Annotated in this window: 15 protein-coding genes and 1 tRNA gene; 3 read left to right on the top strand and 13 right to left on the bottom strand. The window is 58.2% G+C overall.

Going from position 1 to position 21027, the window contains the following annotated elements; all coding sequences use genetic code 11:
* Nucleotides 1-6: 6 nt before the first annotated feature.
* The 8 genes from VY732_RS27060 to rpsU all read right to left on the bottom strand — a co-directional run bounded on the left by VY732_RS27060 (nucleotide 7) and on the right by rpsU (nucleotide 11995).
* Nucleotides 7-1689: a flavin monoamine oxidase family protein gene (locus VY732_RS27060; protein ID WP_331692708.1), complete on the bottom strand. Its 1683-nt coding sequence runs from the start codon at nucleotides 1687-1689 to the stop codon at nucleotides 7-9.
* Between the two features lie 223 nt (nucleotides 1690-1912).
* Nucleotides 1913-2374 carry an Lrp/AsnC family transcriptional regulator gene (locus VY732_RS27055; RefSeq protein ID WP_064119257.1) on the bottom strand — a complete coding sequence of 154 codons (462 nt, stop codon included), beginning with the start codon at nucleotides 2372-2374 and terminating at the stop codon, nucleotides 1913-1915.
* A gap of 294 nt (nucleotides 2375-2668) precedes the next feature.
* Nucleotides 2669-3235, bottom strand: coding sequence for a PBECR2 nuclease fold domain-containing protein (locus VY732_RS27050; protein ID WP_331692706.1), 567 nt, complete (start codon nucleotides 3233-3235; stop codon nucleotides 2669-2671).
* 217 nt (nucleotides 3236-3452) lie between these two features.
* Nucleotides 3453-3529: transfer RNA gene (locus VY732_RS27045), tRNA-Ile, on the bottom strand.
* 15 nt (nucleotides 3530-3544) lie between these two features.
* On the bottom strand, nucleotides 3545-7291 hold the full coding sequence (locus VY732_RS27040) for a bifunctional diguanylate cyclase/phosphodiesterase (RefSeq protein WP_331692704.1): 3747 nt from the start codon (nucleotides 7289-7291) through the stop codon (nucleotides 3545-3547).
* Between the two features lie 126 nt (nucleotides 7292-7417).
* Nucleotides 7418-9262, bottom strand: a complete 1845-nt coding sequence (gene rpoD / locus VY732_RS27035; protein ID WP_137217364.1) for an RNA polymerase sigma factor RpoD — start codon at nucleotides 9260-9262, stop codon at nucleotides 7418-7420.
* Nucleotides 9263-9329: 67 nt separating this feature from the next.
* Nucleotides 9330-11294, bottom strand: a complete 1965-nt coding sequence (dnaG, locus tag VY732_RS27030; RefSeq protein WP_077574774.1) for a DNA primase — start codon at nucleotides 11292-11294, stop codon at nucleotides 9330-9332.
* A 485-nt stretch (nucleotides 11295-11779) separates the two neighbouring features.
* Complete coding sequence (gene rpsU, locus VY732_RS27025) at nucleotides 11780-11995, bottom strand: 30S ribosomal protein S21 (RefSeq protein ID WP_002551877.1); 216 nt, start codon at nucleotides 11993-11995, stop codon at nucleotides 11780-11782.
* A gap of 199 nt (nucleotides 11996-12194) precedes the next feature.
* On the opposite strand from rpsU, the gene tsaD reads away from it, so the two are divergent.
* Entirely contained in the window at nucleotides 12195-13220 is a 1026-nt protein-coding gene (tsaD, locus tag VY732_RS27020; RefSeq protein WP_007910097.1) for a tRNA (adenosine(37)-N6)-threonylcarbamoyltransferase complex transferase subunit TsaD, read from the top strand.
* A 23-nt stretch (nucleotides 13221-13243) separates the two neighbouring features.
* On the opposite strand, the gene plsY is transcribed toward tsaD, so the two are convergent.
* On the bottom strand, nucleotides 13244-13813 hold the full coding sequence (plsY, locus tag VY732_RS27015) for a glycerol-3-phosphate 1-O-acyltransferase PlsY (protein ID WP_038363312.1): 570 nt from the start codon (nucleotides 13811-13813) through the stop codon (nucleotides 13244-13246).
* A gap of 74 nt (nucleotides 13814-13887) precedes the next feature.
* On the opposite strand from plsY, the gene folB reads away from it, so the two are divergent.
* Nucleotides 13888-14244 carry a dihydroneopterin aldolase gene (folB, locus tag VY732_RS27010; protein WP_038363315.1) on the top strand — a complete coding sequence of 119 codons (357 nt, stop codon included), beginning with the start codon at nucleotides 13888-13890 and terminating at the stop codon, nucleotides 14242-14244.
* Complete coding sequence (gene folK, locus VY732_RS27005; RefSeq protein ID WP_077574772.1) at nucleotides 14235-14753, top strand: 2-amino-4-hydroxy-6-hydroxymethyldihydropteridine diphosphokinase; 519 nt, start codon at nucleotides 14235-14237, stop codon at nucleotides 14751-14753. The genes folB and folK overlap by 10 nt, the downstream gene beginning before the upstream one ends.
* A gap of 84 nt (nucleotides 14754-14837) precedes the next feature.
* Here the strand turns inward: folK and VY732_RS27000 are convergent, their stop codons facing one another.
* The 4 genes from VY732_RS27000 to VY732_RS26985 form a co-directional block, all read right to left on the bottom strand.
* Nucleotides 14838-16067 carry a multifunctional CCA addition/repair protein gene (locus tag VY732_RS27000; protein WP_331692700.1) on the bottom strand — a complete coding sequence of 410 codons (1230 nt, stop codon included), beginning with the start codon at nucleotides 16065-16067 and terminating at the stop codon, nucleotides 14838-14840.
* A 63-nt stretch (nucleotides 16068-16130) separates the two neighbouring features.
* Nucleotides 16131-17693, bottom strand: a complete 1563-nt coding sequence (locus VY732_RS26995) for a SpoVR family protein (protein ID WP_077574770.1) — start codon at nucleotides 17691-17693, stop codon at nucleotides 16131-16133.
* Nucleotides 17690-18961, bottom strand: coding sequence for a YeaH/YhbH family protein (locus VY732_RS26990; RefSeq protein WP_007910114.1), 1272 nt, complete (start codon nucleotides 18959-18961; stop codon nucleotides 17690-17692). Before VY732_RS26990 ends, VY732_RS26995 begins: the two co-directional genes overlap by 4 nt.
* 121 nt (nucleotides 18962-19082) lie before the next feature.
* Nucleotides 19083-21005, bottom strand: coding sequence for a PrkA family serine protein kinase (locus VY732_RS26985; protein ID WP_007910115.1), 1923 nt, complete (start codon nucleotides 21003-21005; stop codon nucleotides 19083-19085).
* Between the last annotated feature and the right edge of the window lie 22 nt (nucleotides 21006-21027).

The raw sequence follows: 21027 nt of genomic DNA, 5'->3' as shown, positions 1-21027 counted from the left end.
TTCCTCTTACTCGGGCAGGGCGATAGGGCCGATGTCTTTGAACACATCACCCGGGCCCGGGTTCGCTTTATGTGTCGAACCACCGAAATGCTTCATGATCCCCCACACCGCGTTGAGCGATGTTTGCACCGCGCCTTCGACCCAGGCCGGCGTCCACGAAACGTCGTCGCCGGCGATGAAAATCCCGCGTTGCTCGGCCGGCATGTCGTCCTGCATGAAGTGCGCGTACATGCGCTGGTTGTAGCGATAGTGTCCGGGCAGGGCGCCTTTGAAGGCACCGAGGAAGTACGGGTCGGCTTCCCACGACACGGTGATCGGGTCACCAATGATCCGCGCGGCGATGTCGACTTTCGGGTAGATCTTTTTCAACGCGTTCAACGCCAGCTCAACGCGTTTTTCCACCGGATGCGGGAGCATCTTCAGCGCGTCACTCATCCACGAGTACGACAGGCAGATCACCCCCGGCTTGTCGTCGCCGTTGTCGAACAGATAGGTGCCCCGGGTCAGGCGATCGGTGAGGGTCATGCTCATCAGGTCGCGACCGGTTTCCGGGTCCTTGTCCTTCCAGAACGGCCGGTCGACCATCACGAAAGTCTTCGACGACTGCATGTAGCGCGTGCGGTCGAGGGCCATCCACATTTTCTGCGAGAACAGGCTTTCGTCGCATTCGATCTGGGTGGTCAGCAGCCAGCTCTGGCAAGTGGTCAGCACGGCGGCGTATTCGCGGGTATCGCCGTTATTGTCGGTGACGGCGAAACGGCCATCTGGTGCATGGGCGATTTTCTTCACGCCGGAACGCGGCGCGCCACGGTGCAGGGATTTCAGGCTGGTGCCTTCGGGCCAGTGCACGCAGCGCTCCGGCACATGCCGCCAGATGCCTTGCGGTACTTGCTCGACGCCGCCGACCACCAGATGTTGATGGTCGTCGCAGTTGGTCATCACCACACGGAAGATTTCCAGCATCGAGTTAGGGAAGTCCGAATCCCAGCCGCCGGTACCGAAACCGACCTGACCGAACACTTCGCGGTGATGGAACGACAGCTTGGCGAAGGCTTCGGAGGTGGCGACGAAATCATAGAAAGTGCGGTCGTCCCACAGCGGCACCAAGGTATTCCACAGCTCTTTCAGGCGCGGCACATCGCGGTCGCGAATGGCTTGCTGGATATCGGCGAACTGCGAGCCGGCCTCCAGTGCATCCGCCCAGGCGTCAGCCACTTCCTGAAACAGCGCAGGAAGATCCGCCAGTTTCTGTGCGTAATGGGTTTTGCCTTCCAGGTCGATCACGGTGCTGCCGGAGGCCGGCGTCAGCGGGTTCGGGAAAGGTTTGGTCTCAAGGCCAAGCTTGTCGACGTAGTGATAAAACGCGGTGGAAGACACCGGGAAACGCATGCCACCGAGTTCAGCGACGATGCCGTCCGTGCCATTGAAGGCTTGCGAACGCAGACGGCCACCGAGCTTCGAAGCCTCGTAAACCACCGGTTTCAGACCGAGCTTCATCAACTCGTAAGCCGCCACCAGACCAGCGATGCCCGCGCCGACAATCGCCACTTCAGCGCCATGATTGTGCTCAGGAATGCTGCCGAGTCCGGCCGGGTGTTCGATCCAGTCGTCGAACGCAAACGGAAAGTCCGGACCGAAAATGGTGATTGGTTTCTTACCGTCTGCAGGATGGCGATTGTTCTTGTTCATGGCTGACCTTGCTGGCGACCCGACGCGGGATGCGCGTCTGAGTATAGGAAAAGATGCCAGCCATTCTAGGGAGCGTAGAACACGTTAATAAGACGCAAAGTGTCGTCGTTTTGCCAAATTAGCGATCAATATGACGAGCGGATACTACACACCGATCAGAATTTGGGAGCGAGCCTGCTCGCGAAGAGGCCCTGAAACTCGCCCGAGAAGCCCGATCAAAACCTTAAACCGGCTGCCCTCGATCAATCTTGCTACTCAAAATAATCGACGTGGTCGTCTTCTCCACCCCATCCACCCCGCCAATCTGATCCAGCAACTGATCCAGTTGCTCCGGCGAATCCGTACGCAACCAAGCGACATAGTCAAACTCGCCACTCACCGCACACAGTTGTTGCACCTGCGCCATCGCACTCAACCGGCGCACCACCTCTTTGCCGGAACGCGGCTGCACCTTGATCCCGACATAGGCCTGCAATCCGCCATCGACCACCCGCTGACCCAAGCGCACGCCATAACCGGTGATCACTTTGGCCTTCTCCAGACGTGCCAAACGCGATGTCACGGTGGTGCGCGCAATGCCCAATTGCCGGGCGAGCATGGCCACGCTTTCGCGGGCGTTGATCTGCAGGGCGGCAATTAGTTGACGGTCGATTTCATCGAGCACGGGCGGGCGGGTGTCTGGCAAGGGCGGCTCCATGGTGTGTGGGGGCGGTGAGTTGCGAATGTTACAGGCACTACGAGCGATACGCTGCGGGTGATTTGGAGCGATTCATCCAAGCGTCGACGCTATCGTTGCGCTGAAACAAAACATCGGATATTTGATTTGACTTGCCTGGCCTATTTATCAAGAATGCCAGCAAGAGCGCGAAATCTGCTGCCTTGCAGGGCATTAGCGGACGTAGGTACCTCAGCGATGCTGCAACATCGGTGTAAGGTGAGACCTCTTCATCCCATTTCCTGAGGATGCAAATATCAGGATTCAAACATCAAGGGCAGCCAAATGGCTGCCCTTTTCTTTGTCTTCAAGAATGTACCGCTTGTACAAAAGCTCGCCTTGGCGGTGTTTGTTCATCGCTCTGGCCGGTGCGTGCATGAAGTTCCAGAGGACATGCCCGTTTCGTACATCGACCACGACCAGCATGTCGTTTTTTGCCTCATAGGCATTGATGAATGCCATTCGGTGACCGCCATTATCGTAAAGGACTTTCCAGACTTCGAAAGGTCCCGTGAGCGTATCGATGGCATGTCGAACATAGCGCTCTCGGGAGTCTGGACGTTTCTCAACGATATGAGCCAGTTTGTCTCTCATGACTGCCACCCTCCCAATGGGTGTGAGGATAGTAACGGTCAGTACGGACTCGTCGAGAAACCCAAATTGATCCAGAAGGATTTTGAGGGCGTCTTCTGCGTTGTCAGCCCTTTTCATCTCGTCGATTGCCGCTGACCGAAGTTCTCTCGATAACGTTCTCAGATCAGGTAAAGCAAGGTTGATCCAGGTTGGTTGGTGGGCTGCTTCCTTTATCAGTGACGCAGCATTCACGAGCATAAAAACAATCCTGGACGGGCGGTGGCGTCCGGAGATTACTCGTCTGGAGAATTGGTCGACAACGCGCGGAGAGGGGGGGGAAACATAGTTTGGGAACATTCCTACAGATCTTGCGGTTATATTCCTAACAATGCGTTTCCGAACATTGCGCTCGCCAAGACTTCGAACCTCAATCCATCACCCAAAAAAAAGCCGCGCATTTGCGCGGCTTTCAATTTGGTGGGCCCACACGGACTTGAACCGTGGACCAAAGGATTATGAGTCCTCTGCTCTAACCAACTGAGCTATAGGCCCTCAGTAGGCCGCGGATTATAGCGACGGTTTCTCGGCTGTGCTATCCGAATAATCCGATACGGTTACACGAAGAAACGTCGCGGCGAATTCTTCCGGCGGTAGCGGCAGGCTGACGATGTAGCCCTGGATCTGTTCGCAGCCTTCGGCGGCGAGAAATTGTTGTTGCGCCTGGGTTTCCACACCTTCGGCGATGATCGTGAATTGCATGCTCCGGCCCAGCGCAATGATGGCCCGGACAATGGCCGCATCATGGGGATCGTCGGGCAGTCCGCGAACGAATGATTGGTCGATTTTGAGGATATCCAGCGGCAAGCGTTTGAGGTAACTGAGCGAAGAATATCCGGTACCGAAGTCGTCGATCGCCAGTTGTACGCCGAGGTGTTTGAGCTGGTGCAACACGGCCAGCGCCTCTTCGGCCTGACTCATGATGAAATTCTCGGTAATTTCCAGTTGCAGTAAATCCGGCTGCAGGCCGTTGTCGTTGAGCAGTTGTTCGATGCGTCCGAGTAGATTTGGCTGACGCAGTTGCGCGCCGGCGAGGTTCACCGAGAGCGGGCCGAGGCTGTCGTAGACCTGATTCCATTCGAACATCTGCCGGCACGCGGTCTCCAGCACCCAGTCACCGATCTGCAGGATCATGCCGTTCTCTTCCGCGAGCGGAATGAAATGCTCTGGCGGCACGTCGCCGAAGGTCGGATGGCGCCAGCGGATCAGCGCTTCGGCACCGACCAGGCTGTGATCCTCCAGACTGATTTTCGGCTGGTAGTAGAGAAACAGTTCATCGCGCTCGATGGCCCGGCGCAGTTCGTGTTCCAGCGCGATGCGCTCGCTGGCCTGGGCCGTGAGATCGCGAGTGTAGCTCTCGACGCGGTTGCGGCCCTTGGCCTTGGAGCGGTACATCGCCGCGTCGGCGTTTTTCACCAAGGTGGCGACGTCACAACCGTCCCGTGGGTAGAGGCTGGTGCCAATACTGGCGCTGATGAAGAACTCATGTTCGCCGGCCTGAAACGGCGCACCGAAACAATTGAGCAGTTTGGTGGCGATGTTGTCGGCGTCGCTGGCCTGTTGCAGGCCGGGCAGCAGGATGATGAATTCGTCACCACCCAGACGCGCCACGGTATCGATGTCGCGCAGTTGCTCTTTCAGGCGCACGGCGATGCCCTTGAGCAGCAGGTCGCCGACCGGGTGACCGAGGCTGTCGTTGATGTGTTTGAAACGGTCGAGATCGAGAAACAGCACGGCGCCTTGACCGCCGTTTTCCTGCTGACTGTTCAGTGCCATCAGCAAGCGGTTTTCGAACAGCGTGCGGTTCGGCAGGCCAGTGAGCGGGTCGTGGTGCGCCTGATAGTCGAGTTTGGCTTGCGCATGCTTGAGGCTGGAGATGTCGGCAAACACCGCGACAAAGTGGGTAATGAACTTGTCGCGATTGCGTACGGCACTGATGGTCAGCCAGCTCGGGTACAACTCGCCGTTCTTGCGCCGGTTGGAGATCTCGCCCTGCCAGTGACCTTCGTCGGTCAACTGGTGCCACATTGCCGCGTAGAACGCGCTGTCATGCAGGCCGGAGGCGAGCAGGCGCGGTGTATGGCCGAGCGCTTCGCTTTCGCTGTAACCGGTAATCTCGGTGAAGGCGCGGTTGACCGCACTGATGTGCTGTTGGGTGTCGGTGATCAATACGCCTTCGGCAGTGCTTTCGAACACAGTGGCGGCCTGTTGCAGTTTTTCCTGCATCAGATGACGCTCGGTGATGTCGCGGGCGATGGTCAGCATGCAGTCTTCTTCACCGATCGGCAGCGGACGGCTGGAGACTTCACAGAGGCGAATCTGCCCGTCACTGCGGCGGATATGGCAGGTAAAGTCACGCACAAAGCCGTCGCGGTGCAACAGGTCTAGCATCTGTTTGCGCTCGTTGAGGTTGACCCAGATGCCCAGATCCAGCGCCGACCTATCCACCGACATGGCGCTATTGAAACCGGTGATACGGCTGAAACCCTCGTTGACCTCCAGTAGCAGGCCATCGCTCTGGCGTGACAACAACAAACCATCCGGCGAGGCATGGAAGGCTTTGGCGAATTTCTCTTCGGAGGTTTGCAGCTGCTGCTGGGTTTCCTTGAGCTGGGTGATGTCACGTACAACGACCACCAAGGCTGGCGTGGTGTCCAGATCGAACGGCTCGGCGGAAATCAGACCAGTGAACAGTTGGCCGTTGTTGCGGCGAAAGGGCATCTCCAGGTTGCGAATGCTGCCCGCCTGCAAACGTTGCAGCAGTCCCGGACCAACGCCGGGAATGCCCCAGATATTCAGCTCGGTCGCCGTCTGCCCAAGGACTTCCTCGGCTTTCAGCCCGATCTGTTCTTCAAACGCTTCGTTGACCTCCAGCAGGCAACCGTCGGACAGCCGTGCAATCACCAGAATGTCCGGGCATTGCTGGAAGACCGAGGCGAACTTTTGCTCCGAGAGCTGCAACGCCTCTTCAGTGCGCTTGATTTCGCTGATGTCGATCATCAGGCCGCGCATTACCGGCTCATGACCATGTTCGATCAGGCTGACGATGTCGCGCACCCACAAGCAGCGGCCATCGGCGGTGATCACTCGATAGTCGACGATGTGATCACGGCCTTCGCGCAGGGCTTCCTTGCAGTAGCTTTGCGTACGGGTCAAATCTGCCGGGTGAATGATGTTGTGCCAGAAGCCGGGGATCAGCCAATGGGATTGTGGGTAGCCGAGCAGGTCTTCGGCGTGGGGCGAGACATAGCTGTAGGTGAAGTCGCTTATCCGCGCTTCCCAGGCGATGGCCGACAGGCTCTCGACCAGGCCGCGATAGTGATATTCGCTGCTGCGCAGTTCCTGTTCGAGGTCGATGCGTCGGGCGATTTCCGAACTCAGGCGGCGGTTGATGCGGATTACCACGGCAAGAATCGTCACCAACAGCAACAGCCCCGGCAAACCGTAGATCAACAGATCCGACCAGAATGTCCGATGATCAAGGACGTTGCCGACCCAGTGCTCCTGAATGCTGCTGATTTCATCAGGGCTCATGTCCGCGAGCACTTTGTCGAGAATTCCCACCAGTACTTTGTTGTCGCGGGGCACGGCCATTGCCAGTTGGTAGCGATAGGGGGTTTCGCCGCTGACGTACAGGCCGTCGAGCTTGAGCTGGCGCAGGCTCCAGACGCTGGATGCGAGGTCGCCGACCACAGCGTCCACTTCGTCGATCGCCAACGCCTGCAGCGCCGAACTGACATTGGGCATGGCGACCAGATTCAGATCGGGGTGGTGGGTGCGCAGCAGTTCGTGGGGCGCATAGTTTTCCACCACGGCGATTTTCAAACCGTACAGGTCGTCGAGTTTGCGCGGTTGCGCGCCGCCGATGTGCGCGAGGATCACGATCGGGAAATCAAGATAGGGGCGAGTGAACGACAGGTAGGTCTGGCGTTCAGGGGTGGACATGATGCCGGGCAGAAGGTCGATCTTGCCCGATTTGACCTGTTCCAGTACCACCGTCCAGCTCACGGGCTCGATCGGCGTCAACTTGATCGCCAGGCGTTGGCGAATCACGTCGATATAGTCCGCCGCCAGGCCCTGGTAGCGATTCTGATCGTCGCGAAACTCAAAGGGCGGCCACGACGCGTCGACACCCAGGCGCAAGTCCGGGTGAGCCGCCAGCCAGCTACGTTCTTCATCGGTCAGAGTCAGCGCGTCAGCCGTTGCGGTCCAGATCATCAGTGACAGCAAAAAAAGCACGGACGCCAATCTGGGCATAACGCTCTCGTTATGGCTCGGGGATGATTGTTTCGAGTGTAGACGGGGTATGCGGGGGAGGGGCGTTGCGAAGGATTTAATCTGCCATATAAACAAAACCCCCGGCCTGGGCCGGGGGTTCTGGTATCACTCGTCGAGGAAGGAGCGCAGATGCTCGCTTCGCGTCGGGTGGCGCAGCTTGCGCAGTGCCTTGGCTTCGATCTGACGGATCCGCTCACGCGTTACGTCAAACTGTTTGCCCACTTCTTCGAGTGTGTGGTCGGTGTTCATGTCGATACCGAAACGCATGCGCAGTACTTTGGCTTCACGGGCAGTGAGGCCGGACAGCACTTCGCGAGTCGCTTCTTTCAGGCTCTCAACAGTGGCGACATCGATTGGCGACTGCATGGTCGAGTCTTCGATGAAGTCACCCAGATGGGAGTCTTCGTCATCACCGATCGGGGTTTCCATGGAGATCGGCTCTTTAGCGATCTTCAATACCTTGCGGATCTTGTCCTCAGGCATCTCCATGCGTTCGCCCAGCTCTTCCGGCGTCGGTTCGCGACCCATTTCCTGCAACATCTGCCGGGAAATACGGTTGAGCTTGTTGATCGTCTCGATCATGTGCACCGGAATACGGATGGTGCGGGCCTGGTCGGCGATCGAGCGAGTGATCGCCTGACGGATCCACCAGGTGGCATAAGTCGAGAACTTGTAACCACGACGGTATTCGAACTTGTCCACCGCTTTCATCAGGCCGATGTTGCCTTCCTGGATCAGATCGAGGAATTGCAGGCCGCGGTTGGTGTACTTCTTGGCGATCGAGATCACCAGACGCAAGTTGGCTTCAACCATCTCTTTCTTCGCGCGGCGGGCCTTGGCCTCACCGATCGACATGCGACGGTTGATGTCCTTGATTTCTGCGATGGTCAGACCGGTCTCGGTTTCCAGCGCGATCAGTTTCTGCTGGCAACGAATGATGTCCGGCTGCACGCGACCGATGGCTTCGGCGTACTTGCTCTTGCCTTTGGCCAGGGCGTCGGACCAGCTTTCGTCGACTTCGTTGCTCGGGAACTGACGCAGGAAATCGGCGCGTGGCATACGTGCATCACGTACACACAGTTGCATGATCGCGCGCTCTTGCTGACGCAGACGATCCAGGGCACCGCGAACACGCTCGACCAGGCCTTCAAATTGCTTCGGCACCAGTTTGATCGGCATGAACAGCTCGGCCAGTACCAGCAACTCGGCAATCGCTGCCTTGTTGTTGCGACCGTGCTTTTTCAGGGCCTTGCGGGTGATTTCCATCTGATCAGCCACGGCGCCAAAGCGCTGGGCAGCGATGACCGGATCCGGACCGCTTTCGGCTTCTTCTTCGTCATCGGAAGATTCGGCTTCATCGTCGTCGGTTTCGTCGTCGGCTTTCGCCACTTTCGCTTCGACAGGCGGCGGCACTTCGGCAGGCGGCGCAATGCCGTCGTCCGGGTCGATATAACCGCTCAGAACGTCGGACAGGCGACCACCTTCGGTGGTGACGCGAGTGTACTCGGAGAGAATGTGGTCAACCGTGCCAGGGAAGTGCGCGATTGCGCTCATCACTTCACGGATGCCCTCTTCGATACGCTTGGCGATTTCGATTTCGCCTTCACGAGTCAGAAGCTCGACCGTACCCATTTCACGCATGTACATGCGCACTGGGTCAGTGGTGCGACCGATATCGGTCTCCACCGCTGCCAACGCAGCGGCTGCTTCTTCCGCAGCGGCCTCGTCGGTATCGGCGTCGGCCAACATAAGGGCGTCCGCATCCGGAGCACTCTCGTGTACGGGGATCCCCATGTCGTTAATCATGCGGATGATGTCTTCCACCTGCTCTGGATCTGAAATATCCTCGGGCAGGTGGTCGTTGACCTCGGCGTAAGTCAGATACTTCTGCTCACGACCCAGTTTGATCAACTCAATAATACGAGACTGCTGTTGCGCTTTTCCGGACATAACACCCTATCCACTGAAGGTCTTGGCGGGCAAAAAACAAGCCGAGGATTATACCTGAGCTATGACCTCACGCGCCAGTTGAGGTCGGGTTTGATGCGGAAACATTGCGACTTAATAGGTCGCGCAGTTGATTTTTCTCTTCGATACTCAGTTCGCTTTGACGCGCTTTCCTGAGCAACTGTTCCAGATTTCGCTCGCGTTGGCGGGCTGACAAGCTAGTAATGGTGTCGAAAAACTGTTGTTCAAGGTTATCTCCGTCAATCAGCCACTCCTTTTCTGCCAGCGCCTTGAGCAAACGACCCTGTTCAGTGCCGTGCCATCGCGCGATCAACTGAAATGAGTTTAGCTTGGGATTCTTCTGTACGGCTTCGAGCAGCGCCACAAGTAACTGGGCGTTGGTCTGATTCTCGTCCGCAATGTGCCCGGCATCTTCGACGCGCTCGGCCAGTTGCGGGTGATGGAGCAGGGTGCGCAGGGCAGTCAGGGTAGGCGATTCGACACCGATCGGCGTGCGCGGGCGCTGTTGTTCGCGATCACCGCCACGTTTGCCATTCTTGTCCCAGGGTTTCTTGTCCCATTTTTTGCCGCCAGCGCCGGGTTTCTTTGGCGTCCACTCCTGCTGCGGCACATACATGTCCTGTGCCTGCGGCTGATGGTAGTCGCTGTAGTCCGGCATCGCGTCGTAATCGATGCCCGGATCGTAGGCGGGCGGTGCTTCCTGCGGCGCACTTTGTGCAAGCTGGCTGACGGTTTCACTGCTCAGACCAGTAATTTCGGTCAGGCGTTGACGCATCAGGATCCGCAGGTTGGCGCCCGGCACTTTGTCGATCAGTGGCGCAGCGAGGGTGGCCATGTGCGCCTTGCCCTCAAGCGAGCGCGGGTCGGCTTCTTCGGTCAGTTGCTGGAAGAAATAATCCGCCAGCGGCTGAGCATGCTGATTGATCCTCGCCTTGAACGCATCAGTGCCTTCGGCGCGCACCAAGGTGTCCGGGTCTTCGCCTTCGGGCAGAAACAGAAAACGGGCGCGACGCCCGTCCTGCAGGCTTGAAAGCGTTGCTTCCAGTGCGCGCCATGCGGCGTTGCGGCCAGCCTGATCGCCGTCGAAGCAAAACAGCACGTTCGGCACTACGCGGAACAGACGCTTCAAATGTTCTTCGCTGGTCGCGGTGCCGAGCGTCGCGACGGCATTTTTCAGCCCTTGCTGAGCGAGGGCGATGACGTCCATATAGCCTTCAACGACGATGATTTCGTCGAGGTTGCGGTTGTTCTTGCGCGCTTCATAGAGGCCGTAGAGTTCCTGACCTTTATGGAATACCGGGGTTTCCGGTGAGTTCAGATACTTCGGCTTGTCGTCGCCGAGTACGCGGCCGCCGAAAGCGATAATTCGCCCACGGGTGTCGCGGATCGGGAACATCACGCGATCGCGGAAGCGGTCATAGCGTTTGCCGGTTTCGGCGTTCTCGATCAGCAGGCCGGCGTCGATCATGGCTTTTTGCTGAAGCGTGTCGCTGCTCAAATGCTTGAACAGGTTGTCCCAGCCCGGCGGTGCGAAGCCGAGACCGAAGTCCCGGGCGATCTCGCCAGTCAGGCCGCGGCCCTTGAGGTAGTCCACTGCAGCTTTTCGCGATGGATGGCTCTTGAGCGCCTGCCGATAAAAGTCGGCGGCAGCGGTGAGCAGCGGATACAGCGGCGAATCGGTCGGTTGGCGCGGTTTGTGCGGTCGGCCGCTTTCTTCGCGAGGGATTTCCATGCCGGCGGCTTTCGCCAGATCTTCGACAGCCTGGGGGAAGTCCAGGTTGTCGTGATCCATGAGAAAGCCGAGGGCGTTACCGCCGGCGCCGCAGCCGAAGCAATAATAAAACTGCTTGTCGGGGCTGACGCTGAAGGACGGAGTTTTCTCTTTGTGAAACGGGCAACAGGCGGTGTAGTTCTTGCCGGCCTTCTTCAATTGCACGCGCGAACTGACCACATCGACGATGTCGGTGCGGTTCAGCAGGTCGTCAATGAAGCTCTGGGGAATCAGCCCGGCCATGGCGTTCTCGTCGTCTGCGCTGTAATAAGTCCGATGCGTAAGGCTGGCGGACGCGGGTCATTGTTTGAAGCGCGCAAATATGCGGCTCGACCGGTGTCGTCTGCGTAATCGCTGTCGGGAAGTGTATCTGCCGAAAATCCACTGACGTTAGTACTCATCAGCCTTCGACTATTTGAAAGTGTTGCGCTGAATCCGCTGACAGCCGGTTAGGGGCCTCGGATAGCTCAATAAAGCGGGCACGCATGCAGGTGCCTTGGGCTGATCGTCGTAAGAGGAATCAGTGGGTGTGCTCGTCAGTAGCCTTGAAAGGCTCGTCAGAAAAGACGTGCACCGCTGGCAAAAGAGCCAGGTCTGACGTGTAAAGCAGATTCGTCTTGGTCGCGTCTGCGGCTTCGACGTTGAAGCATCAAGCGTTTTACGCAAATGCCATTAGCCCGGCTGAGAGCCGGGCTTAGGCAAAGAAGCTTGCAACGAACGTCTGTGTATTAGTACAGACGAACGGCGCGGCGCTGTTCGCGCTGAACTTTCTTGGCGTGACGCTTAACAGCGGCTGCTGCTTTGCGCTTACGCTCAGAAGTTGGCTTCTCGTAAAATTCGCGGCTACGAACTTCAGCCAGTACACCGGCTTTTTCGCAGGAGCGCTTGAAACGACGCAGAGCTACGTCGAAGGGTTCGTTCTCTTTAACTTTGACGGCTGGCATCCAGAGCTACCTTCATTCATTACCGGGGTCAACATCCTCGCGGCAAAAGAGCACTTGAAGACGTCGGTTTTTAAGGGTTGCGGATGTTAACCCCTCATCGCTCGGAATGCAAAGCCTCTGATCGAAAACCGCTGGTCGGGGCATCACGTGGCGACTATTATGCGCGCCTTCGAATTCAGCCTAAACAAGGCGCAAACCCATGCTAGTACTGGGATTAGAAACCTCCTGCGACGAAACCGGCGTCGCATTATATGACAGTGAACGGGGCCTGCTGGCCGACGCGCTGTTCAGTCAGATCGACCTGCACCGCGCTTATGGCGGTGTGGTGCCGGAGCTGGCCTCGCGTGACCACGTCAAACGCATGCTGCCCTTGATTCGTCAGGTGTTGGCCGAGGCGGACTGCGTACCGACCGAGATCGATGCGATCGCCTATACCGCGGGTCCTGGGCTGGTTGGCGCGCTGCTGGTCGGTGCTTCCTGCGCTCAGGCGCTGGCGTTTGCCTGGGGCATTCCGGCGCTCGGCGTGCATCACATGGAGGGGCATTTGCTGGCGCCGATGCTGGAGCCGAAACCACCGGAATTCCCGTTCGTCGCTTTGTTGGTGTCCGGCGGCCATACGCAGCTGGTTCAGGTGGATGGCATCGGCCAATACAGCCTGCTCGGCGAGACGCTCGACGACGCCGCGGGCGAAGCGTTCGACAAAACCGCGAAGATGATGGGCCTCAATTATCCGGGGGGGCCGGAAATCGCCAAACTGGCCGAGAAGGGCGTCGCAGGACGTTTTACCTTCCCGCGTCCGATGTGTGATCGCCCGGGTCTGCAATTCAGCTTCAGTGGTCTGAAAACCTCTGCGCTCAACGCCTGGCAGCAGTGCGTCAGCGCCGGGGACGACAACGAGCAAGCCCGTTGCGACATCGCGCTGGCGTTCCAGCAGGCCGTGGTGGAGACTTTGACCATCAAGTGCAAGCGTGCCCTGAAACAGGCCGGCATGAAGCGTCTGGTGATCGCTGGCGGCGTCAGTGCCAACAAGGCCTTGCGAGTTTCGCTGGAGAAAATGCTCGGCGATATGAAAGGTGATGTGTTCTACGCCCGTCCCGAGTTCTGCACCGACAATGGCGCGATGATCGCGTTTGCCGGTTGCCAGCGCTTGCAGGCCGGTCAGCAGGAAAGTCTGGCAATCAGCGTGCAGGCGCGCTGGCCAATGGAGCAATTGTCGCCGTTGTGATGAGAGGCGCTCATGGCCGGTATTTAAAAATGCCGTTCGCGCCCGGCAAACAGGTCGCGTAGATTGCCGCGATGGCGCCAGACGATCAGCAAGGTCAGCGCGCTCATCGGCAACAGCGCCTCCGGTTCCTGCCAGGCCAGCAACGGCAGGGTCAGCGGCGTGGCAATCAGCGCGGCCAGCGAGCTGGTGCGGGTCAGGTAGAACGTCAGCAGCCAGGCGCACACGGCCAACAGCGCAGCGGGCGGATACAGGCCCAGCAGCATCCCGGCAGCGGTGGCGACACCTTTGCCACCACGGAAGCGGAAATACAGCGGGAACAGGTGACCGATCACGGCGCACACGCCGATCCACGCCTGATCCTGCAGCGAAAGGCCGACAGCCGAGGCGATCAGCACCGGCACCAGGCCTTTGCACAGATCACCCAGCAGGGTCAGGATCGCCAGTTTGCGACCGGCCAGGCGCAGCATGTTGGTGGCACCGGCATTGCCCGAGCCACTCATTCGCGGATCCGGATTTCCGGTCAGGCGGCTGAGCAAAATGGCGAAGGACAGCGAGCCGAGCAGGTAGGCGAAAGTCGCCAGTAACCAAAACATGCTAACTATTCCGGGCGAGGACGCCCTGATTCTAACGGCGCATTGCGCCCTTGTCGTGCAGCGGAGAGAAGTGCTTGGACAGAGTGTTTATCGAGGGCCTGGAAGTCGACACCGTCATTGGTGCCTACGACTGGGAGCGCGGCATCCGACAGTGCTTGCGACTTGATCTGAGCTTCGCCTGGGACAATCGCCCGGCCGCCGCCGGTGACGACCTGACCCTGGCGCTCGACTACGCTAGCGTTTCCACGCGGATTCAGGCTTTTGCCGAGCAGGCGCAGTTTCAGTTGGTCGAGACCTTTGCCGAGCGTCTGGTCGAAGTGCTGATGAGCGAATTCAGCATCACGTGGGTGCGTCTGAAGCTGACCAAGCCTGGCGCCGTTCCGGCTGCGAAGGGTGGCGTGGGTGTGGAGATCGAGCGCGGATGTCGCTGACTCAGGTCTATCTCGGGCTCGGTAGCAATATCGAGCGCGAAACCCATTTGCGTGCCGGACTCGACGCTTTAGCGACATTTCTGGTGGATATCCGCTGTTCGGCGGTGTTCGAGAGCGCACCTGTGGGGATCAAGAGCGGGCCGTTCTTCAACTTTGTGGTGTCGGCGTTTACCGATCTACCGTTGATGGAACTGGATCGACGCTTGAAATTCATCGAGGCGGATAACGGTCGCTACGCGCCTGATCGCAAAGGCTTGCCGCTGGATATCGACGTGCTGCTGTATGGCGAGCTGGCGGGGAATTTCGACGGGTTGGTTCTGCCACGTGCCGAGATTTTGAAAAATGCTTTTGTGCTGTGGCCGTTGTCGCTGATTGCGCCGGATCGCGTGCATCCGGGTGCGGGAAAAAGCTTCGCGACGTTGTGGGCTGAGGCGCAGATCGACCAAGTGCTGGCGCCGGTCGCGTTCGAGTGGCGTGGGCAGCGGCTCACGCCTTCAGATTTGCTTTAGATCGACTGACGTCTTCGCGAGCAGGCTCGCTCCCACAGGGAAATGCATTCCAAAATGTGGGAGCGAGCCTGCTCGCGAAGCTTTTCAAGCGGACGCCGCGTCTTTGTAGGCTTTCAGCGCCTTCAGTCGCTCACGCTTGAGCGCTTCGCCCAGCTCCGGGCCTTTGAATCCCTTCTCTAGCAATGGCTGCACCGCGACTTCCCGTGCTGCCTTCGCCGCACCACGCAAATAATCGGCCTGTGGATAACTTCTCTGCTCGAGCCCCTTGCGGCCCCGCGCATCCATCTCGCACGCAACAATGAACTCTTCAAACCGCTGCGGCCGGCGATACACGTCAAAACTCTGCAGCAACTCCAGCAATGTCGAAGCCTTCAGCTCCAGCGCCCGGTGGCAATGGGTGTGGTACTGGCCGACCAGTAGTGCCAATTCCTGACAATCCTTGGGTGCCTTAAAGCGTTCGCAGACCGCTTTGATCAGCTTCAACCCCGTGTGCTCATGGGCGATGTGTCGCGGCCACTGTTCTTCCGGGGTCAGACCTTTGCCGAGATCGTGCAGCAGGCAAGCCCAGCGCACGGTCAGCGGTTGTTTGTACAGCGCCGATTGCTCCAACACGCTGAGCGTGTGCAGGCCGGTGTCGATTTCCGGATGATGCGCTTCCGGTTGTGGCACGCCAAAAAGCGCGTCGACTTCCGGCATCAGTACTTTCAGTGCGCCGCAGTCGCGCAGCACCTGAATGAACACCTGCGGCTGATCTTCCATCAATGCCCGGGAGATTTCCTTCCAACTGCGTTCGGCAGTCAGTGCTTCGAGTTCGCCGGAGTCGCTGAGCTGACGCATCAGTTCGAGCGTCTCTGGCGCGACGGTGAAACCGAGTCCGGCATAACGCGCAGCGAAGCGGGCAACGCGCAATACACGGAGGGGATCTTCGGCGAATGCCGGAGAAACATGGCGCAGTATTCGATCTTCCAGATCGCGCTGACCATGGTACGGATCGGTCAGATTCTGTTGATCGTCCTCGGCCATGGCGTTGATGGTCAGGTCGCGACGGATCAGATCTTCTTCAAGCGTGACTTCGGGGCTGGCGTGAAAAGTGAAACCGCCATAACCGCGCCCGCTTTTGCGCTCGGTGCGGGCGAGGGCGTATTCCTCGCCGCTTTTTGGATGAAGAAACACCGGGAAATCCGCACCGACCGGGCGATAACCCTGGGCGAGCATTTCTTCGGTGGTGGCACCGACCACCACCCAATCGATGTCCGTGACCGGTTTGCCCAGCAAGCGATCACGAACGGCGCCGCCAACCTTGAAAATCTGCATAAAAAACCTCCGTTAGCCCGACAGGATAACCCTTGCGTCAGACTTTCGGAGGCCAGAACCGGATCAAAGATGAATGACGGCCAGATCCAGTCGACCGTAATCCCCTTCGCTGTGTTCACTGCGTGGCGGAACGTGATGGGTTTTCATGATCTGGTCGCCTTGCAGGGTTTCCAGGTGGATATCGAAGCCCCACAAGCGATGCAGGTGTTTGAGCACCTCGTCGGTGGAATCTCCCAGCGGTTTGCGATCGTGCTGTTGGTGACGCAAGGTCAGTGAGCGGTCGCCGCGTCGATCGATGCTGTAGATCTGCACGTTCGGTTCACGATTGCCGAGGTTGTATTGCGCGGCCAGGGTTTCGCGGATGATCCGGTAGCCGGGCTCGTCATGAATCGCAGGCACCAACAAGTCGTCCTTCTGATCGTCATCCATGATGCTGAACAGTTTCAGGTCACGGATCACCTTCGGCGACAGATACTGCAGGATGAAACTCTCATCCTTGAAGCTGCTCATGGCGAACTTGATGGTCGACAGCCAGTCAGTCCCGGCGATTTCCGGGAACCAGCGACGATCCTCTTCGGTAGGCTCCTCGCACATGCGCCGAATGTCGCGATACATCGCAAAGCCCAGCGCGTAAGGGTTGATGCCGTTGTAGTAGGGGCTGTCGAAGCCTGGCTGAAACACCACACTGGTGTGCGAGGTGAGGAACTCCATCATGAAGCCTTCGGTGACCAGGCCTTCGTCGTACAGGTCGTTCATCAGCGTGTAATGCCAGAACGTTGCCCAGCCTTCGTTCATCACCTGGGTCTGACGCTGCGGATAGAAATACTGAGCGATCTTGCGCACGATCCGCACGATTTCGCGCTGCCACGGCTCCAGCAACGGCGCGTGTTTCTCGATGAAATACAGGATGTTTTCCTGCGGCTCGGCCGGGAAACGCGCGTTGTCCCTGTCACTGTACTTGTCCGCGCCTTTGGGGATCGTGCGCCACAGATCGTTGATCTGCTTCTGCAGGTGCTCTTCGCGATCCTTCTGCCGCCGGCGTTCCTCTTCGGCGGAAATCGGATACGGACGCTTGTAGCGGTCGACGCCGTAGTTCATCAGCGCATGGCAGGAGTCGAGCAGGTCTTCCACCGCGTCGATGCCGTGGCGCTCTTCGCACTGCATGATGTACTGCTTGGCGAACACCAGGTAATCGATGATCGAACTGGCGTCGGTCCAGGTGCGGAACAGGTAGTTGCCCTTGAAGAAACTGTTGTGGCCATAGCACGCGTGCGCTACCACCAGCGCCTGCATGCAGATGGTGTTTTCTTCCATCAGGTAGGCGATGCAAGGGTCGGAGTTGATCACGATTTCGTAGGCCAGGCCCATCTGCCCGCGGCTGTAGGACTTTTCGGTGCTGAGGAAGTGTTTGCCGTAGGACCAATGGTGATAGCCCAGTGGCATGCCTACCGAGGCGTAGGCGTCCATCATTTGCTCGGCGGTGATCACTTCGATCTGGTTGGGATAGGTATCCAGGGCGTAGCGGGCCGCGATCCGGGCGATTTCGCGGTCGTAGGTCTGGATCAGCTCGAACGTCCATTCGGAGCCGGTGGAAATGGGTTGGCGCTTCTGCTCTTTGGCGGTCATGTCACTAACCTGCGCTGGAAGAGTTCACGGAAGACCGGATAGATATCCCCGGCCGAGACCAGTTGCTGCTGGGCAAAAGTGTCAGAGAAGGCTTCGGCGATGCGTTCGTACTCGTACCACAGGGCCTGATGTTCGCGCGGGGTGATCTCCACATAAGTGTAGTACTGCACAAACGGCATGATCTGGTTGATCAGGATGTCGCGGCAGATCGGCGAGTCATCGTTCCAGTTGTCGCCGTCGGAAGCCTGCGCCGCGTAGATGTTCCACTCGTTGCTCGGGTAACGCTCGGCCATGATCTCCTGCATCAGTTTCAGGGCGCTGGAAACGATGGTGCCGCCGGTTTCCCGCGAATAGAAAAACTCTTCTTCGTCGACTTCCCGGGCACTGGTGTGGTGACGGATGAACACCACGTCGATCTTGTCGTAATTGCGTTTCAGGAACAGGTACAAGAGGATGAAAAAGCGTTTGGCGATGTCCTTGGTCGCCTGCGTCATGGAGCCGGAAACGTCCATCAAGCAGAACATCACCGCTTTTGAACTGGGGTTGGGCTGCTTGATCAGCAAGTTGTATTTCAGGTCGAACGTATCGAGGAACGGCACGCGATGGATGCGCGCGCTGAGTTTTTCGATTTCCGCCTCGAGTTCCTGGATATCGCCGAAGTTGTCTGGCTCTTCGCGTCTCAGTCGCTCAAGTTCTTCTTTGACTTCGCGCAGTTTCGCCCGACTGCTGCCGGACAGGGCAATGCGTCGCGCATGAGCCGAACGCAGGGTGCGGATGATATTGATGCGCGACGGGTTGCCTTCGTTGCTGATCCCGGCACGAACGGTTTTAAAAGTGTCAGTACCGCTCAAATTGCGTTTGACCAGGTTCGGCAGCTCGAGGTCTTCGAACATGAATTCGAGAAACTCTTCCTGTGTAATCTGGAAGACGAACTCGTCCATGCCTTCACCGGAATTGCCGGCCTTGCCCGGGCCGCGTCCGCCGCCACCTCCCGGCGGGCGAGCGATGTGTTCGCCGGCGGTGAATTCCTTGTTGCCGGGATGAACCACGGTCTGCTTGCCGCCACGGCCGTGGTGAAGCACCGGTTCGTCGATGTCGCGACCGGGAATGCTGATCTGTTCGCCGTGTTCCATATCGGTAATGGAACGCCGGCTGACCGCCTCTTCGACAGCCTTCTTGATGTGGTCACGGTAGCGCCGCAGGAAACGCTGGCGGTTTACCGTGCTCTTGTTCTTGCCATTGAGACGTCGGTCGATCACATAACTCATAGGAAGCCCTCCGGGCAGCTTCAAGTTGTGAGCCTCAAGCTGCAAGTAAAAGCAGGTTCCCGGGGATCACTGGGTTACGCGCTTTGTTCTTGCAGCTCGTAGCTGGAAGCTTGCTGCTGCTTCACTGCGACTTCCGGACCCGTAGGTACCATTCGGACAGCAGTCGTACCTGTTTGTCGGTATAGCCACGTTCGACCATGCGTGTAACGAAGTCGTTGTGCTTTTGCTGATCCTCTTTGCTGGCCTTGGCGTTGAAGCTGATGACTGGCAGCAGGTCCTCGGTGTTCGAGAACATTTTCTTCTCGATGACCACCCGCAGTTTTTCGTAACTGAGCCAGGTCGGGTTCTTGCCGTTGTTGTTGGCCCGTGCGCGCAACACAAAGTTGACGATCTCGTTGCGGAAATCCTTCGGATTGCTGATGCCGGCCGGCTTCTCGATTTTCTCCAGTTCTTCGTTCAGAGCGACGCGGTTGAGGATCTCGCCGGTTTCCGGGTCGCGGTATTCCTGATCCTGAATCCAGAAGTCGGCGTACAGCACGTAGCGGTCGAAGATGTTCTGGCCGTACTCGCTGTAAGACTCGAGGTACGCGGTCTGGATCTCCTTGCCGATGAATTCGATATAACGCGGTGCCAGATACTCTTTCAGGTAGCGCAGATAGCGCTCGCGGGTTTCGGCCTGGAATTGTTCCTGTTCGATCTGCTGTTCCAGTACATAGAGCAGATGCACCGGGTTGGCGGCGATTTCATGCGGATCGAAGTTGAAGACCTTGGACAGGATCTTGAAGGCGAAGCGGGTCGACAGACCGTTCATGCCTTCATCGACGCCTGCCGAGTCGCGATATTCCTGAATCGACTTGGCCTTCGGATCGGTGTCCTTGAGGTTTTCGCCGTCGTAGACGCGCATCTTCGAGTAGATGTTGGAGTTTTCCGGCTCCTTGAGGCGTGACAGCACAGTGAACTGCGCCAGCATTTTCAGGGTGTCCGGTGCGCAATGGGCCTTGGCCAGTGAGCTGTTGAACAGCAGTTTGTCGTAGATCTTCACTTCGTCGCTAACGCGCAGGCAGTACGGCACTTTGACGATGTAGATTCGGTCGATGAACGCTTCGTTGTTCTTGTTGTTGCGGAAGGTGTGCCACTCCGATTCGTTGGAGTGGGCGAGCAGGATCCCGGTGAACGGAATCGCGCCGAGGCCTTCGGTACTGTTGTAGTTGCCTTCCTGAGTCGCGGTCAGCAATGGGTGCAGCACCTTGATCGGTGCCTTGAACATTTCGACGAATTCCATCAGGCCCTGGTTGGCCCGGCACAGCGCACCGGAATAGCTGTAAGCGTCGGCGTCGTTCTGTGGGTATTCCTCGAGTTTACGGATGTCGACTTTACCGACCAGTGCGGAAATGTCCTGATTGTTCTCGTCACCCGGTTCGGTCTTGGCCACGGCGATCTGGTTAAGGATCGACGGGTACAGTTTGACCACGCGGAACTGGCTGATGTCGCCGCCGAACTCGGCCAGGCGTTTGGTCGCCCATGGCGACATGATGGTGTTCAGGTAGCGCCGCGGGATACCGAAGTCTTCTTCGAGGATCGCGCCATCTTCAGTGGCGTTGAACAGACCCAGTGGCGATTCGAATACCGGCGAGCCCTTGATCGCGTAGAAGGGCACTTTTTCAATCAGCTGTTTCAGCTTCTCGGCCAGCGACGATTTACCGCCGCCGACGGGGCCGAGCAGATAGAGGATTTGTTTCTTCTCTTCCAGGCCCTGGGCGGCGTGGCGGAAATACGAAACGATCTGGTCGATGCATTCTTCCATCCCGTGGAAGTCTTCAAAGGCCGGATAGCGACGGATCACCTTGTTGGAGAAGATGCGTGACAGCCTCGAGTTGGTCGAGGTGTCGAGCAGTTCCGGCTCGCCGATGGCCAGTAATAGACGCTCGGCGGCGGAAACGTAGGCGCTACGGTCTTTCTTGCACAGCTCCAGGTACTCTTGCAGCGAGAGTTCTTCCTGGCGTGTGGACTCGAAGCGTTGTTGGAAGTGGCTAAAGATACTCATGACGTCACCTCGCTCGATACGT

The sequence above is a fragment of the Pseudomonas sp. ZY71 genome, from assembly GCF_036542145.1.
Classification (GTDB): Bacteria; Pseudomonadota; Gammaproteobacteria; order Pseudomonadales; family Pseudomonadaceae; genus Aquipseudomonas; species Aquipseudomonas koreensis_A.
The sequence above is the reverse complement of the archived record's forward strand: the minus strand, read 5'-3'. Positions and strand labels throughout refer to the sequence as shown.